The following is a 14868-nucleotide window of genomic DNA, read 5'->3' on the forward strand; positions in this document are numbered from 1 at the left end:
ATTATGGCAAAAGAAAAAGAGAGACTTGATGTTCTTCTCGTAAACAGAGGTCTTGCTACTTCAAGAGAAAAAGCAAAGGCCCTTATAATGTCTGGCGATGTCTTTGTAAATGGACAAAGAGAAGATAAGCCGGGAACTACTTTTGAAGAAGCTAAGATCACATCACTGGAAGTAAAGGGAGATACTCTTCCATACGTTAGCAGAGGTGGCCTTAAGCTTGAAAAGGCAGTTAACAACTTTGGATTTTCACTTGATTCAAAGGTGTGTATGGATATAGGTGCTTCAACTGGCGGATTTACAGATTGTATGCTTCAAAATGGAGCTACAAAGGTATATTCAGTTGATGTAGGTCATGGACAGCTTGACTGGAAACTTAGAAGCGATGACAGAGTTGTCTGCATGGAAAAAACCAACTTTAGATATATGGTAAGAGCAGACATACAGGATGACCTGGATTTTGCATCCTGCGATGTTTCTTTTATCTCACTTACCAAGATCCTGCTTCCTGCAAGAAATCTTCTTAAGGACGGCGGAGAAATGGTATGCCTTATCAAGCCTCAGTTTGAAGCAGGAAGAGATAAGGTTGGTAAAAAAGGAGTAGTAAGAGATCCAAAGGTTCATGAAGAAGTTGTACACAGGATCATGGATTTCGTTGATATAGCTGGCTTTGAGGTGCTTAACCTTGATTATTCACCTATCAAGGGACCAGAAGGAAACATAGAGTATCTGATCCACATCAGAAAGAATCCTGAGCTTAATGAAAAAGTTTCTGAGCTCACAGAGGTTGATGGTGAGAAGATATTAAAAGAGGTATGTGAAGCTGGAACAGGAATCTCACATACTAAAGAGATGGAAAAGCTCATTGCAGAGACAGTAGACAGAGCCCACGGCAAACTTGATTAAAGCATTATTGGGGAATTTAGATGGATAACTTTTGTATAGTTACTAACAGAAACAAGGATATAAACCTTGAGATCACTAATTATATCAAGGGATATCTTGAAAAAAACGGAAAGAAATGTGTTATTGCTGAGAGTGAAAAGATCAGAGACGACAAGCACACAGGAAAAGAGTTTAAGAGTGCTATTCCAAAAGATTCTGACCTTTGTATTGTCCTTGGCGGCGATGGCACAATGCTTCAGGCGGCAAGAAGTGCCGCTATCTATGACATCCCGATCATTGGTGTCAATTTAGGAACACTTGGATATCTTGCTGAAGTCGAAAAAAATGGGATTGACAATGCTCTTGAGCAGATTCTTGCCGGAAAGTACGAGATAGAGGATAGAATGATGCTTGATGGCAGTATGGGAGACAAGAAGGATTATTGTCTCAATGATATTGCTATTACAAGGTATTCATCTATTTCAGCAATAGATTACAATATTTACGTTAATGATCTTTTGCTCTGCACTTATCACGCAGATGGTATCATAGTTTCAACTCCTACCGGATCAACAGGCTACAATATGTCAGCAGGCGGTCCTATCGTGGAGCCTTCAGCTAATATGATACTTATAACTCCAATATGTCCACATACTCTCAATTCAAGGAGCCTGGTGCTTTCATCAAAGACCAAGGTTGAAGTTGAGATTGGGTCCTTTAGAGACAACATCGGTCAAAAGGTTGTGGCCAGCTTTGATGGATGCGGTATAATTGAAATGACAACAGGGGATAGGATCGGGGTTCAGAGGTCCAATATGACAACCAGGATACTTAAGCTCAATAGGGTTAGCTTTTTACAGGTTCTTGGCGAAAAGTTCAGATAATATTTGAATATGAAGGGGATGGTTAGAAATGAAGAAAAACAGACACGACAAGATCATCGAGATCATTGCGAGAAATGTTGTTGAGACACAGGAGCAGCTTGCAGCTCTTTTAAAGGACGCAGGCTATGATGTTACTCAGGCAACAGTTTCAAGAGATATAAGACAGATGAAGCTTACCAAGCAGGTAACTGAAGATGGTAAGTCAAAATATGTGTATACAACTGCAGATAGCGATGTAATGCAGGACAAATATGTCAGCGTTCTCAAGGCTGGATTTGTAAGCATGGATCTGGCTCAGAATATATTAGTTATGAAGACAGTATCAGGTATGGCTATGGCCCTTGCTGCAGCCCTTGATGCACTTAATTTTCCACAGGTCGTTGGATGCATTGCTGGTGATGACACTATCATGATTGCCATCAAGAACAACGAAGAAGCAGTAGAGATCATGGAAGAGATCCAGAATCTCATGAATGAAGACTAAATAGACTTTGGCGGGGTCCTCTTTTAGAGGAGATGAAAAATGTTATATAGTTTGCATGTAAAGAACCTGGCTCTTATAAAAGAGCAGGAGATCGAGTTTTCCAAGGGACTAAATATTCTTACCGGTGAAACAGGTGCTGGTAAATCAGTCATCATAGGTTCAGTCAATCTTGCTCTTGGTGGCAAGACAGATGCTGGCCTTATCAGGACCGGCGAAGAGTCAGCACTGGTGGAGCTTATTTTTGGGGAATTAAATGATCAGCAAAAAAAGTTCATAAAGGATATGGATATTGACCTTGATGAGGATGGAACTGTAATCATCCAGCGCAAGATCATGCCTGGAAGAAGCGTGTCTAAGATCTGCGGCGAGACTGTTTCAGCCAGGCAGCTCAAAGATATTGCCAGCATTCTCATAAATATCCACGGACAAAATGATCATCAAGAGCTTCTTCACAAGAAAAAGCACATGGAGATTCTTGATGATTATTGTATGAATGAGCTAAAAACTCCGCTTCAGGAGCTTTCGCTTAGATATGAAGAGATGAGATCTCTTGAAAAAGAACTTGAGGACATGAGCATGGATGAATCTTCAAGGCTTAGAGAGCAGGAGCTTTTGGAGTTTGAAGTTAATGAGATAAATGATGCAAATGTAGTTCTTGGCGAAGACGAAGAGCTTGAGAGCAGATACCACAAGATGGTAAACAGCAGAAAGATTTCTGAAGCAGCCTATGCAGCATCAGCCATGACTTCAGGTAACGACGGAGAAGATAGCGCATCTGACCTTATTGGCCGCGCTGTAAGGGAGCTGTCATCTGTTTCAGGTTATGACAGCGATATAGAAGATCTTTTGTCCCAGTTATCAGACATAGAGAACCTCCTGACAGACTTTAATCACAGCTTGTCAGATTATGTCTCTGACCTTGAGTTTGATGACGAAGACTTTAGAAATACAGAAGACAGACTTAATACCTTAAATCATCTTAAGGACAAGTACGGCGGAAGCTTAGAAAAGGTTCTTGAGTACCTTGAGGAAAAGTCTAGTAGGCTTGAAGCTCTTTCAGACCTTGATGCTGTAAGGGATAAGCTTACTAAGTCTTTAAACGACAAGAAGAAAGAAGTTCTTTTACTATGTAAAAAAATCTCGGATATCAGGAAGAAGGGAGCAAAATCTCTTCAGGATAAGCTCACTGAGGCCCTTATTGACCTTAATTTCCTGGATGTGAGATTTGAAATAGAAATAAAGAGTGATGAAGATAAGATTTCTTCAAAGGGCTATGATGATGCACAGTTCATGATATCAACAAACCCTGGTGAAGCCATGAGACCACTTGATCAGATCGCCAGCGGTGGCGAACTTTCAAGGATCATGCTTGCATTAAAGACTGTGGTTGCTGACAAGGACGATATCAGCACTCTAATATTTGATGAGATTGATGCCGGAATCAGCGGCAGAACAGCCTGGAAGGTTTCCCAGAAGTTGGGCGAACTTTCAAAGGATCATCAGATTATCTGCATCACGCATCTTCCACAGATTGCGGCTATGTCAGATACTCATTTCATGATTGAAAAGGGCCTTGATGATGGCAGAACAGTAACAAGCATTTCAAAGCTTGACGCAGATGCTTCTACAAGTGAGCTGGCTAGACTTCTTGGTGGCGAAGAGATCACTGATGCAGTTATCCAAAACGCACTTGAGATGCGCAAATTGGCAGAAGAGACTAAACGAGGATAAAAAGATGACTATCGACAATGATGATCTTATGAACAGCATAATTGCTTCTCTTGGAAGAATAGATACTATTCCTCTTGATGAGATTCCAAATATTGATCTGTATATGGATCAGCTCACGACCTTCATGGATGAGAGACTCAAAAAGACAACAAGACATCCTGAGACTGACAAGATCCTAACTAAGACCATGATCAATAACTATGCCAAGAATGATCTTTTACCACCTCCAGTGAGAAAGAAGTATTCTAAAGATCATCTTATTCTTTTGATATTCATCTATTATCTTAAGAGTATTTTATCTATAAATGACATACAGACACTTATTGAACCATTGAAAAACAGGTTCCACGTAAGTGATGACGAACTAAATCTTAGTAAGATATATGAAACAGCCTTTGATCTTCAGAAGGAAGAACTTGAACCTGTTATAGAAGACCTTAAAAAGAAATATAAGAGAGCAGGCGAGACCTTCACAAACCTTGATATTACAGAGGATGAGAAAAAGAGAATGCAGCTCTTTTCCTTCATAACTCTTTTATCCTATGATGTTTATGTTAAAAAGCTTCTCATAGAGAAGATTCTTGATAACGTGACCAAAGATGAGGACGAGGCGAAGGCAAAGAAAGATAAGAGCAAGGAAAAGAAGAAGTAATGGGAATTTACGATACACTTAATACGCAGCAGAAAAAAGCTGTTCTTCAGACTGATGGTCCGGTATTGATCCTGGCAGGAGCAGGTTCAGGTAAGACCAGAGTCCTCACTCACAGAGTTGCATATCTCGTTGATGAATGCAACGTCAATCCATGGAATATAATGGCTATCACCTTTACTAACAAGGCAGCAGGTGAGATGCGTGAAAGAGTAGACAAGATCGTCGGCTTCGGAGCTGAGAGCATTTGGGTTTCAACCTTCCACTCCAGTTGTGTAAGGATCCTTAGAAGATACGCCGACAGACTTGGCTTCGATAATAATTTTACAATCTACGATACTGATGATTCTAAGAGTCTGATGAAGGATATCTGTAAGAGATTTCAGCTTGAAACTACTCAGCTCAAGCTTCGCAATATCATGGGTAGCATATCCAGATGTAAAGACAACCTGGTTTCTCCAGAAGAATACGCATTAAGTACAAATAATGAATATAACAAGGTCCGCATTTCAAAGGCATATACTGAGTATCAGAATGCTCTCAAAAAGAATAATGCCATGGACTTTGATGATCTTATCTTTAAGACTGTAGAGCTCTTTAAGACTAATCCTGATGTTCTTGAAGCTTATCAGGACAGATTTCGCTATATCATGGTGGATGAGTACCAGGATACCAATAATGCTCAGTTTGAGCTCATAAGGCTCCTTGCTGATAAGTACAGAAACCTCTGCGTTGTAGGTGATGATGACCAGAGTATCTACAGATTCAGGGGTGCTAACATCAGAAATATCCTTGATTTTGAGAAGGTATATCCTGATGCAACTGTAATAAAACTTGAGCAAAACTACCGCTCAACCCAGGAAATCCTCGATGCTGCCAATGCTGTCATCAGTAACAACTACGGCCGTAAAGACAAGGCTCTTTGGACAGATCAAAAGGATGGGGATAAGGTTAAGCTCGTGCAGTTTGATACAGGAGAAGATGAAGCTAAGTTCGTTGCTACAGATTTGGGCAAATTAAAAAGAAGCGGCAAATTAAATTATAACGATGTAGCCGTTCTGTATAGAACTAATGCACAATCTCGTCTTTTTGAAAAATGGTTTGCAGCGGAAGGAATTCCATACAATGTTGTTGGTGGAGTGAATTTCTATTCGAGACGAGAAATAAAGGACATTTTAGCGTATTTGAAAGTTATTGATAATGGTCAGGATGATATCGCAGTAAAAAGAATTATCAATGTTCCTAAGAGAGGCATTGGAGCAACGACCATTGAATATGTTCAGGAATATGCTATAGAGAGACAAATTAGTTTCTATGATGCTTTGTGCGAAGCTGATCAAATTGTTGCAGTTGCTAGAAGTGCTAGCAAATTAAAAGATTTTGTTACAATGATCAGAGCTTTTAGAACAAAAGCCAAAAGCTATTCTGTGGAAGACTTAACTAAAGACATCATTGATGTTACTGGCTACATGAAGTATGTAGAAACTTTGGATGAAGATGAAGAAGACAATAGCGGTGATAATAGCAGAAAAGGCAATTTGGATGAGTTGATCTCAGCCATTGTTGAATATGAAAGACGCGTTGAGGAAGAAGGTAATGAAACTCCAAGTATATCAGGATATTTGGAGAATGTAGCTCTTATTTCTGACCTTGATAGAGTAGATGAGGATGGTGAAAAAGTCCTTCTTATGACACTTCATAGTGCTAAGGGACTTGAGTTTGAGCATGTTTATCTTGCAGGTATGGAAGAGGGCGTGTTCCCATCTTACATGACACTTCAGTGCGAGGATTCTGATCCTGAGGGCATTGAAGAGGAGAGAAGACTTGCTTATGTAGGAATCACAAGAGCAAAAAAGCATCTTACTTTAACTGCTGCAAGACGCAGAATGGTAAGAGGCGAGACCATGTACAACAGGCTCAGCCGCTTTGTTACTGAGATTCCTGACAATATGCTTGAAAACGCCAAGCCTCAAAGTAGTAAGCCAGCATTTCTTTTTGATGATGGCGAATCAATTGACGAGTATGAAGGCGTAGAGAGTACTTATGGAAAGTCCCGTAGAAACAGCTCTTTTGACGACTATGATGGACCAAGCCTTAAGTCATCCTATCAGAACAAGAACTTTGGAAGTAGCAGCGGAGTTTCACAGCTCTCCAATTCTTACAAGCTAAAGGCAAAGCCTGCTCCTAAAAAGCCAAGGGCAGTTCCACAGAGTAAGCCTTACATTGCTGGCGCAGCCAAGACACACACTAAGGGCACTCTTGCAGGTCTATCTAAGGGAATGCCAATGTCAGCATCCAAGCCTGATTACAATGTTGGAGATAAGGTATCACACATTAAATACGGCGTAGGAGTAGTAACATCTCTTGAAGAAGGACCACGTGACTACAAGGTTACAGTTAACTTTGATGATTGTGGTCAGAAGATCATGTATGCTGCTTTTGCAAAACTTAAGAAAGTGTGAAAAAATTCGGCATTCAATTACGTTTAATATTATATATGCTATACTTAATCTAGATTATTTATTCGAGAAAGGGGTTACTAAGATGGAAGTAAAATCAAAGATTGACGACATTATTGAACTTACAAGAATTAACGAACTTCTGGACAAGAGAGAGGCTGCAAACGCTAAGAAGCCTTCTAACGTGATCCTTTGGATTTTGGCTGTGATTGGATCTATTTCAGCTGTAGCAATCATTTCATACCTTGTATATCGTTACATGACACCAGCCTTTGAAGATGATTATTATGATGATGATTTCGACGATTTCGAAGATGACTTCGATGACGAAGATTTTATCAGGGAAAGTTAAGAATTAATTACCGTGAAGAAAAAAGACATTGTAACAGGAATAGTTAAAAGAGTAGAGTTCCCAAATAAGGGAGTTCTTGAGACAGAAGAGGGAAAAGTCATTGTAAAAGGTGCTCTTCCTGATCAGAAAGTTTCAGTACAGATACAGAAGGTTAGAAATGGCAGGGCAGAAGGAAGACTTCTTGAAGTATTAGAAGAAGCTCCTGATTCAAATGAGAGCCCATGCATTCACTTTGGAAAATGTGGTGGATGTAGCTATCTTACTATGCCTTATGTCAAGGAACTTGGTCTTAAGGAACAGCAGGTAAGAAGCCTTTTAAAACCAGCTGTAGAGAGAAACTCTATTCGCTTTACATGGGAGGGTATCAAGACCAGCCCTGTTAAGTATGCATATAGAAACAAGATGGAATTCACCTTTGGTGATGAGATCATGGGAGGACCTCTCTCTCTTGGAATGCACAAGAAAGGGAGCTTTTATGATATCGTAACTGTCAGCGGTTGTCGCATCGTAGACGATGATTACAGAGCAATCCTCTCAGCTACTGTAGATTACTTCTCGCCATTGTATGAGAAAAAGAAGATTACCTTCTATCACAGAATGAAGCAGGAAGGCTATCTTAGACACCTTCTTGTGAGAAAAGCCGTTAGAACAGGTGATATCCTGGTTGACCTTATTACAACAACTCAGGAAGAGCATGATCTTACTGGCTTTAAGGAGGCACTTTTAAATCTTCAGTTGGATGGCAGGATTGCAGGTATCCTTCATACTAAGAATGACTCTCTTGCAGATGCTGTAATTGATGAAGGCACAGAAATCCTCTATGGTCAGGACTTCTTTTATGAGCAGATTCTTGGTCTTAAGTTCAGAATCACACCTTTTTCATTCTTCCAGACAAATAGCTTAAGTGCTGAAGTTCTCTATCAGACAGTTCGTGATTACATTCGCAGCTTGTATGATCAGAGCAATATCAAAAATGACGGAGTCGTATTTGATCTTTATTCAGGAACCGGAACTATCGCTCAACTCCTTGCACCAGTAGCAACGAAAGTTATCGGCGTTGAAATTGTTGAGGAAGCTGTTGAGGCAGCTAAAGAGAATGCTAAGCTCAATCACCTGGATAACTGCGAGTTCATCGCAGGTGACGTCCTTAAGGTTCTCGATGACATTGAAGATAAGCCAGACCTTATCATTCTTGATCCTCCTCGTGATGGTATCAATCCTAAGGCACTGAGGAAGATTATTGATTACGGCGTAAATTATATGATCTACGTATCATGCAAACCTACATCCCTTGCCCGCGACCTGGAGATCTTTCAGGAGAACGGCTACATGATGAGCAGAGCTGTAGCTGTAGATCAGTTCCCATGGACAAGCCATGTTGAAACAGTCGTTCTCTTAACGAAAACGACTGATAAGGAAGTTTGAGTTTAGAGACGACTGTTGTTCTGGCGAGCCCCGTATTTTGGGGCGAGAGCAGAACTTCCTTGTGAAAAAGTGGTGAGAAGCCAACGGGATTGAGGCGGTTTTACAAGGAAACATGTCGACTAAAATCGAAGCAAAAATTATGTACTTTTAGCGCACAATGAACTTTGGGGGATAGGAAAAAAAACCTATCTGCGGACAATGTTTTTGTACGCAAATATTTAAGAATTTTACATAGTACGCCAAGATGTATCTTGATGGCTCTTGAGGCATTTAACTCCGCGGGGAGGTATTGAGAGAAGGCATAGATATTGACGGACAATGAAATTCTATATAATAAATAAGGGGAGACTAAATGTAGTCTCCCTTTTAAATGTCGTTACTGTGTTAGATTTCTACAGTCTTTGAGCAGGAAATGATGTATTTATTGTTTTTGATTATTGCCTTGTTGAAGTAGGCAACCTCAGCTTTTGTTAGATTACTAATGCTAAACTGCCCTTTTTCTCCACGACCAAATACAATAAGTAATGTTGGAAGTGCAACAAAGATTTGTTCTTTCTTTCCGTCTATCCTATCGTTTATGAATACAGGATGCTCAGAAGTCAAAAATGGATGCGATATATCTGTTAAACAGAAGTGGGGTACAAGATTTTCATTATATCTTTCCTATATCGTTTTAGCTGTTCCAGAGAAATCCTTTCCATTCAAAATATCATAGCAGATATGCAATACATTTTGATGTTTGAATTGTTTTTTATATGTAGTTTCCGTTGGATGCATTTGTTCAGAGGTGGGAATTCTCTGATTTGCTAATTCTGGAATAGTATTGAAAACGCTGTCAATTACATGATTTAGATAATTATCACTCGGAAAACCTCTTAAATCAAAGATAACTAGCTGCTTTATAAGTTCGTCAAGTGTTTCTTGTGTAATACTATTACAAATAAGTCTTCCGTTGTTTGTTTTGCAGTTTTGACCTGTTTTGGCAGTGACAAGTGTATTAAAAAGAGTGTTGATGTAGGTTGGCCATTTGACTTCATATTTTTGCCCCCACATTTTTTCAATAAAAACATAACGTGAATCTTGAAAATATTTTTTTAGGCGATCAACTTCTTCTGGAGTTAATAGACAACCTGAGTTGTCAGATATTATCCACTCGTCAAAATAAAAAAAGAGCGGTTACGTTTTTCTGGAGTATCTAAATTTTCTGAGTTGTGTATAACTGATAAGTGCATTGTTGGGCCAAAGATTTCTTCTAGTGCATCATTTGGCATGAAATATGAACCTGCTTTTATATCGTAGTAGTTATCTATGGAGTTTATTTTTGGATTTAAATGAAATAAAAGTATTTTCGGATGATAACTCTAAATCTGTGAATTGACCGTTGCTTTTATATAACCATACAGATGACTGGGCTGTATTATATGTCCATGCTTTCATATAGCATCTGGGGACGAGATGTTGATTTATAGCAGTTTCTTTGTGATTGATTGGTTCTGGTATTGATGCCATTTTTCTCCTCCGAAAGAAGATTAATTTAGTAATAAAGATTATGATAGCTTAATAATTCATTTTGTAAAGCGTTCTAAAAATGAATAATAGAATTGGATATATTATGGAAGAAGCTGCGAAAGGACCTATCCAGGAATTTGGTCCCAAGCTAATGATAGAGGTCATGGATACCATAACAGTCTTTGAAAGAGGAAACCTACGAATCCGATTCTATGATGGTACGGAATTTAGCTACGAAGCCGCATAAATACTGAAAATATGTGTATATAAAGCTTGCTATTATCTGCCTTTAGAGTGACTAATGTATATACCAAAACGAAGGAGGTTATGCATATGTGGCATGAAGGAACAATTGGAATACCCGTAACAACAAAGGATAAGAAAACAAAGATAGCTCATTACTGGGTGAAATCCTATGACGAGGGCAGCAAATTTGGAATAAATGGTGGAAGAATCAGCAAGCTCATGATCAAGATAGATGGCCAAACAGTTGTCAGCTATGACAGTGGCTGGGATATCGAACCGGATGAAAACGACCAGACTGTAATGTCCGCCTACAGCATTTGCTTGCAGGATTATAACTGAAAGACTGAAAGGGCTTAAATGAAATCATTTTGTAAAAGTGCGGTGTGCATTAATTTGCACATCGCTTTTGTTATGATTATCTAAAAGTATTTTTAAAATAGCCGAAATAACAACAATTTATAAAATTTGGGTGATAAAATATAATGTGTGCCCTTATAAGGCATTTAATTAGTATTCCAAAAAAGTAATGAGAATAAAGAGGTTGTTTTATGACTAAGTGGCTTATTCAAAGCAATCCAAATATGTTTGATGCAGTATCAGCATTTAATGAATTACAGCAGATTGATTGGAAGCAGAGCATTAAGGCTGAATTGGGTGATATAACATATATTTATGTTGCTGCGCCAGTAAAAGCTATAAGGTTAAAGTGCAAAGTTGTAAAACTGGATATTCCAAAAGCAGAAATTGATGATCATAAATTTACTTATGATGGATCATCTTTTGAAAACTATGGCAAGTATATGAGGTTGGAGCTGATGGAAGAATATGATAACCCAGGCTTGTCATATCAAGAGCTGGCTCAACATGGATTAAAAAGTGTTCAGGGGCCGATGAAAATTACAGGTGAATTGGAAGAATACATTGATCAAGTGCTGGACAGCCCGAATAGTAAGCAGTTTGAAGTATTAGATGTTTCCAAACATATAGAGTTCAAATCAATATTCGAAGCGATTAATGCTTGTATTGGAACGCATTATACAGGATGGATGAAAGCATGCTATCCCTCAGTTAATGGGAATTTGAAATTTAGGATGTGGTTTCCTAAATTGGCTAAAATCAAGAATGGCGAGAAAGTGTCAGCCGCTTTTGATTGTATAAATACTATTTCGGATGACTGGAACCAACTGGTTTTTGAGGACCTAAAGAAAAGTCCGGATTACGTAGAAAAACCTGAAAATATTTATAAAGGATATGATCTTATTTTTGCCAAAGATACTGACGGTGGGTATCTGTTTAGAGGTGTATATGTTTATGATGAAGTCAATAGCAAAGGTAATAGATCAGTTTCCAAGAGAATTGCCACAAAAGTAAGATTGTTAGGCAATCCTACGACTGATATTGAATTGATAGACAATGCTAATAATAAGGATATAAACGTCCCTAAAACGCCTAAGAGAAAGACAGAGACCCCAGATGGAATTAGGTATGTATGTGCAAAGTGTGGTTATAAATTAAAGAAGGCTCCAAGATGCCCGAATTGTGGCCAGTTGATTGATTATGATAATGAATAAAAGGAACCTAATATGATTGAGTCAAAATCTTATGATATTTTGAAACAAAGTGAAGAACTTATTCCAGATGAGCATGATGGCAGCTATGAGATGATGCGATCTCTAATAGCTGAGTATGCAAATATGGAAAGCACTGAGGAGTGTACGGTTGATGATCTTAATGCCATTTATGCAATGGCTATTGGTACGTGGACTCAAAACATAGAGAAGAAGAAAGACTGTATTGATAAGACGCATTTGCCTAATGATGCTAAGGATAGAATGCACCAGGTTCTTGATAGAATTTGGGACAATGCTTGCTATGACAAGTACTCAAATTCAGATGCTGATGCCAAGGGTGATGTCAGCGTAGGAATGTTTGGAACGGGATTTTATAGTTTTGCAGGTGATACGAGTGATGAAAATGCCCGTGCATTTATTAAGATGTGTGTAGATGTGGCAAATATGGAAGGCGGCGAGTTTGAACGAGTAGAATCAGTCTTTTCTCATGGAATTAAAGGAATGCAAGCAGCTTCAGCTTCTGTAATGCTGCACTGTCTTAAACCATATGTGTTTCCAATAATAAACAATAGAGATAGTAATGCCAGAATATATAAGGACTTAGGATTGCCACTAGAGAAATCAGATTCCCTTATCAACTATATTGCTAATAGTAGAGTGATTGAAAAGTATCGCGATAATAACTTTCCTTTCAAGAACTATAGAAGAATAGATGTGGTGGGAAGTGAATTGTTTGGCGAATTCTGGCCTTCACTAAGAGAATACAATCCAGGAATTACCAAAGAAAAGTACAAAGAACTGCTTCAGAACCCGGAGGTTACAAGTGATTCTGCAAAAGCAGTTATCTACAGATTTTATCAAGTTGGAGGTCAAGCAACTTGTAAACAGCTTGCAAATACGTATGGCAAAACTCCAACATATTACAATTCAAATGCTACGAACCTGGCAAAAAATATTTTAAAGAAAACGAATTGTCCCACATTACCACGTTCAGAAGAAAACAGCAGATATTGGCCGATACTTTTTGTTGGAAGAAGAACAACTGCTGAGGAAGCGGGAACATATCTCTGGAAATTAAGAGAACCACTAAAAGAAGCAATTAAAGAACTCATGGATGAAGGCGTAATAGAGGAAAATATTATGAATGTAAACGCAAGAAACTCTGTAAAGTCACTAAATACAATACTTTATGGACCTCCTGGAACAGGAAAAACGTATTCAACTGCAAGTTATGCAGTATCTATATGTGATGATAAGCCTATAGATGAACTTGGAGACAGAGATGCTATTATGGAGCGTTTCAATAAGCTGAAGGCAGAAAAACGTATTGTGTTTACCACATTCCACCAATCTTATGGATATGAGGAATTTATAGAAGGAATAAAGCCGCAACTTAAAGAAGATAGTAATGGCATTGGCTATGAAATTGCAGATGGAGTCTTTAAAGAATTTTGTAATGAAGCAAGAACAATAAAGGTGCATACTACAGGCACTGCTCTAATTAAGGAACAACCTAGAATATGGGGAATGATTCTTGAGGGAACAGGCAAAACAAAGCTTAAGACAGAGTGTTTTGCGAATAATGAAATACGTCTAGGATGGGATGAAGTAAAGGACAGTGATATAGAAGGTGATTTCTATGGTGATGAAAATGCTTCATGGAATGGAAAACATATGGTCTTTGACTTCAAGAACACTATGGAAAAAGGCGATGTTGTTGTTATAGAGAAAACTAATAAGAGCATAGATGCAATAGGTGTTATTACTGGTGACTATGAATATGATGAATCTCGTGAACGCCATGCAAGAAGCAGAAAAGTTGAGTGGCTTGTGAAAGATATTGATCAGGACATTGTTGGTTTTCTTCCTAAGGGCAGGAAGCAGCTTGCTCGTTTTTCGCTGTTTGCTTTTGACTACATTGGAATGGAAACAATATCAAAGATCTTGGAGGCACATAGCCAGAACCCTGTGGTTGAAGTGGAAAAGGAAGTACAACCTTATGTGTTTATAATTGATGAAATCAACAGAGGCAATATTTCTAAGATATTCGGTGAATTAATAACTCTTATTGAGGATACAAAGCGAGAAGGAGCCTTAGATGCTGCCAGTGCAGTTTTGCCATATTCAGGAGAAGAATTCAGTGTTCCAAGTAACGTATATATTCTAGGGACGATGAATACGGCGGATAGGTCCATTGCATTACTTGATACAGCACTTCGAAGAAGATTTTCATTTGTAGAGATGATGCCCAATGATGCTGTGCTAGAAGGTATAAACAAAATCAGTGGGCAGGATCTTGATGTATCTCTAATGTTAAGAACAATCAATAAAAGAATAGAATTTTTATATGACAGAGAGCATACGATAGGACATGCGTTCTTTATGGGGCTGAAAGATAATCCGACAAAAGAGAAGCTTGCTACTATTTTTGAGAATGCTGTTATTCCGCTATTGCAGGAGTATTTCTATGAAGATTATCAGAAAATACAGCTTGTTCTAGGTGATAATGCTAAGACTGATGACGCCTTGAAGTTTGTTACTAATAAAGAAGTTCATTTAGATCAGACATTTAAGGGAAATGTAGAAGATATTGTTGATGAGAAGCCTATGGAGTACGAAATAAATAAAGAAGCATTCACTAACATAGAGGCTTACAGGCAGATTATGTAAATAGGT

General features: G+C 38.5%; 14 protein-coding genes. 12 read left to right on the forward strand and 2 right to left on the reverse strand.

The window, feature by feature from the left end; translation table 11 throughout:
• The first annotated feature begins 3 nt into the window (after window positions 1-3).
• The 8 genes from bhn_RS05015 (at window position 4) to rlmD (ending at window position 8866) form a co-directional block, all read left to right on the forward strand.
• Window positions 4-903 (forward strand): TlyA family RNA methyltransferase, encoded by a 900-nt coding sequence (locus bhn_RS05015; protein WP_071175656.1) that lies wholly within the window; start codon window positions 4-6, stop codon window positions 901-903.
• A 20-nt stretch (window positions 904-923) separates the two neighbouring features.
• Window positions 924-1766: an NAD(+)/NADH kinase gene (locus bhn_RS05020; RefSeq protein WP_071175657.1), complete on the forward strand. Its 843-nt coding sequence runs from the start codon at window positions 924-926 to the stop codon at window positions 1764-1766.
• Between the two features lie 28 nt (window positions 1767-1794).
• Window positions 1795-2250, forward strand: a complete 456-nt coding sequence (gene argR / locus bhn_RS05025; protein ID WP_071175658.1) for an arginine repressor — start codon at window positions 1795-1797, stop codon at window positions 2248-2250.
• A 39-nt stretch (window positions 2251-2289) separates the two neighbouring features.
• Window positions 2290-3981: a DNA repair protein RecN gene (gene recN, locus bhn_RS05030; RefSeq protein WP_071175659.1), complete on the forward strand. Its 1692-nt coding sequence runs from the start codon at window positions 2290-2292 to the stop codon at window positions 3979-3981.
• A gap of 4 nt (window positions 3982-3985) precedes the next feature.
• Window positions 3986-4633: a DUF1836 domain-containing protein gene (locus bhn_RS05035; RefSeq protein WP_071175660.1), complete on the forward strand. Its 648-nt coding sequence runs from the start codon at window positions 3986-3988 to the stop codon at window positions 4631-4633.
• Complete coding sequence (locus bhn_RS05040; protein ID WP_071175661.1) at window positions 4633-7092, forward strand: ATP-dependent helicase; 2460 nt, start codon at window positions 4633-4635, stop codon at window positions 7090-7092. The genes bhn_RS05035 and bhn_RS05040 overlap by 1 nt, the downstream gene beginning before the upstream one ends.
• An 82-nt stretch (window positions 7093-7174) precedes the next feature.
• Window positions 7175-7441 carry a DUF4366 domain-containing protein gene (locus tag bhn_RS05045; RefSeq protein ID WP_071175662.1) on the forward strand — a complete coding sequence of 89 codons (267 nt, stop codon included), beginning with the start codon at window positions 7175-7177 and terminating at the stop codon, window positions 7439-7441.
• A gap of 12 nt (window positions 7442-7453) precedes the next feature.
• Complete coding sequence (rlmD, locus tag bhn_RS05050) at window positions 7454-8866, forward strand: 23S rRNA (uracil(1939)-C(5))-methyltransferase RlmD (protein WP_071175663.1); 1413 nt, start codon at window positions 7454-7456, stop codon at window positions 8864-8866.
• A 384-nt stretch (window positions 8867-9250) separates the two neighbouring features.
• Here rlmD and bhn_RS15680 read toward each other — a convergent pair whose 3' ends face one another.
• Both bhn_RS15680 and bhn_RS05060 read right to left on the reverse strand, forming a co-directional pair.
• The gene (locus bhn_RS15680) at window positions 9251-9469 is read right to left on the reverse strand and encodes a hypothetical protein (RefSeq protein ID WP_071175664.1); all 219 of its coding nucleotides are present in this window, start codon (window positions 9467-9469) and stop codon (window positions 9251-9253) included.
• Window positions 9470-9529: 60 nt separating this feature from the next.
• Window positions 9530-9919 carry a hypothetical protein gene (locus tag bhn_RS05060; protein WP_071175665.1) on the reverse strand — a complete coding sequence of 130 codons (390 nt, stop codon included), beginning with the start codon at window positions 9917-9919 and terminating at the stop codon, window positions 9530-9532.
• Between the two features lie 535 nt (window positions 9920-10454).
• On the opposite strand from bhn_RS05060, the gene bhn_RS15685 reads away from it, so the two are divergent.
• The 4 genes from bhn_RS15685 (at window position 10455) to bhn_RS15920 (ending at window position 14862) form a co-directional block, all read left to right on the forward strand.
• On the forward strand, window positions 10455-10622 hold the full coding sequence (locus bhn_RS15685; RefSeq protein WP_161487296.1) for a hypothetical protein: 168 nt from the start codon (window positions 10455-10457) through the stop codon (window positions 10620-10622).
• A gap of 86 nt (window positions 10623-10708) precedes the next feature.
• Complete coding sequence (locus bhn_RS05070; protein WP_071175667.1) at window positions 10709-10960, forward strand: DUF7678 domain-containing protein; 252 nt, start codon at window positions 10709-10711, stop codon at window positions 10958-10960.
• Window positions 10961-11169: 209 nt separating this feature from the next.
• Window positions 11170-12192: a hypothetical protein gene (locus tag bhn_RS05075; protein WP_071175668.1), complete on the forward strand. Its 1023-nt coding sequence runs from the start codon at window positions 11170-11172 to the stop codon at window positions 12190-12192.
• A gap of 39 nt (window positions 12193-12231) precedes the next feature.
• Complete coding sequence (locus tag bhn_RS15920) at window positions 12232-14862, forward strand: AAA family ATPase (RefSeq protein ID WP_161487297.1); 2631 nt, start codon at window positions 12232-12234, stop codon at window positions 14860-14862.
• Window positions 14863-14868 lie beyond the last annotated feature (6 nt).

Origin of the sequence: Butyrivibrio hungatei (assembly GCF_001858005.1) — a bacterium.
Lineage (GTDB): Bacteria > Bacillota > Clostridia > Lachnospirales > Lachnospiraceae > Butyrivibrio > Butyrivibrio hungatei.